General features: G+C 70.9%; 2 protein-coding genes. Both read left to right on the top strand.

Annotated features, from left to right (window positions below):
- The coding region (locus E1293_RS46600; RefSeq protein WP_132206505.1) for a UvrD-helicase domain-containing protein at nt 1-1,831 on the top strand (1,831 nt) is incomplete at its 5' end.
- Nucleotides 1,828-2,075, top strand: a 248-nt coding sequence (locus tag E1293_RS46595; protein ID WP_165978724.1) for a protein kinase domain-containing protein, incomplete at its 3' end; no start/stop codon positions are given. The genes E1293_RS46600 and E1293_RS46595, both read left to right, overlap by 4 nt.

Raw genomic sequence — 2,075 nt, 5'->3', positions numbered from 1 at the left:
CACCGCGGCGGAGCCCGCGCCCCCGGGGCCGGCGCCATCCCGGCCGCTGTTCGCCGACCTGGCCGACGACCAGCTGCGGCAACTCGGCGTCGCCGCCGTCCTGCTCCCGCTGATCCGAAAGATCACCACCGAGGACGAGCTGCTCGGCCTCACCGAACTCGCCCCCGCGCTCACCGAGGAAGTACTCCTCGAACTGTATTTCGGGACCAACTTCGACGAGGTCCTCGACAAGATCACCGCACCCGTCCAGGCCGAGGACGACGTCGACACCGAGGACTACGCCGCCGCCCTCACCCGTCCCGCCACGCGCGTCACCACGTCCGACACCGAACTGCAGGCCGTCCTCGAAGACGACTTCGGCCGCTGGAAGGTCTTCCTGCACCCCGGCCAGCGCAAGCTCGTCGAACGCGACAACAAGGGCTCCGCACGCGTCAGCGGAGGACCCGGCACCGGCAAGACCATCGTCGCGCTCCACCGCGTCAAACGCCTCGTCGACCGGCTGCCGCCCGGCGGCGACAAGCCCGTCCTGCTCACCACCTACAACAAGAACCTCGCCGCCGACCTCCGCAAACGCCTCCTCGAACTCGGCGGCCCCGAGACCGTGTCCCGCGTCGAGATCGTCAACATCGACAAGCTCGCCGCCGACGTCGTCGCCCGCGCCGAACCCGGCGGCAAACGCCGCTGGATCGACGACGCGAAGGCCGTCCAAGAATGGCGCGACCTGCTCCTCGAACTCGGCGAGACCCGCTGGGACCCCGAGTTCCTGTACGCCGAATGGACCCACGTCATCCTCGGCATGGCCGGCAACTCCCGCACCGACTACTTCCGCACCCGCCGCCCCGGCCGCGGACGCAGCATCGGTCGCGCCCAGCGCGCCGAGATCTGGCGGCTCGTGGAGAAGTTCCGGCTCCGCCTCGACGAGAAGAACCTGTGGACCTACCGGCAGGTCGCCGAACACGCCGCCCGCCTCGAACAGGAACGCGCCGAGAAGATGCGCCGGCACCGGGAGGGCGGCCTCAACATCCACCGGGAGGACGCCTCCGTCGCCCGGATGCGCCCCCGCTACGCCCACATCGTCGTGGACGAGGCACAGGACCTCGCCGCCGCGCACTGGAAGATGCTCCGCGCCATGGTCCCCGAAGGCCCCAACGACATCTTCCTCGTCGGCGACGTCCACCAGCGGCTCTACGACAACCACGTCTCGCTGAGCGTGCTCGGGATCAACATCCGCGGGCGGCGCTCGTCCCGCCTCACGCTCAGCTACCGCACCACCCACGAGATCCTCGGTTCCGCGGTCCGGCTCCTCGGTGAAGAGTCCTGGGACGACCTCGACGATGAGAACGACGAGCTCACCGGCTACCGGTCCGTCCTGCGCGGCCCCCGGCCCGTCCTGCTGGGCGCCACGACCTGGGAGGAAGAGCAGGACCACATCGCCGCGCGGGTCAGCGACCTGATCGACGGGGCGGCACCGTCCATCGCGATCAGCGTCCCGGAACGCGCCATGGTCGCCGAGATGGAGGCGCGCCTCGCCCGCGCGGGCATCCCCGCCGCGTCCATCGGGCCCGACGGGCCGCGGATCGACGACGTCGTCCACATCGGCACCATGCACCGCTTCAAGGGCCTCGAATACCAGCACGTGATCGTCGCCGGAACCTCCGACGGGCTCGTCCCGCAGGGCTACCTGCGCAGATGGGAGCAGACCGACCCGGCCCGGTACCGGCGGGAACTCCAGCGCGCCCGCTCCCTGCTGTTCGTCGCCGCCACCCGCGCCCGCGACACCCTCCTCATCACCTGGCACGGCACCCCCAGCCCCTTCCTGGGCGACCGATGAAGATCGCGGACCGCTACGCCCGCGGCACGATCCTCGGCATCGGCGGCATGGGGCAGATCTGGGAGGGCACCGACGACCGCCTCAACCGCAGGGTCGCCATCAAGGTCATCCGCCCCGGTCTCCCCGACCGCTCCGACGCCCGCCGCCGGTTCTACCGCGAGGCCCGCATCCTCGCCCGCCTCCGCCACCCCGGCATCCCCGCCCTCTACGACTTCGGCACCCACGACGACGACCTCTTCATCGT

Source organism: Actinomadura darangshiensis (assembly GCF_004349235.1).
Classification (GTDB): Bacteria; Actinomycetota; Actinomycetes; order Streptosporangiales; family Streptosporangiaceae; genus Spirillospora; species Spirillospora darangshiensis.
This window is presented reverse-complemented; position numbering and strand designations above follow the sequence as displayed.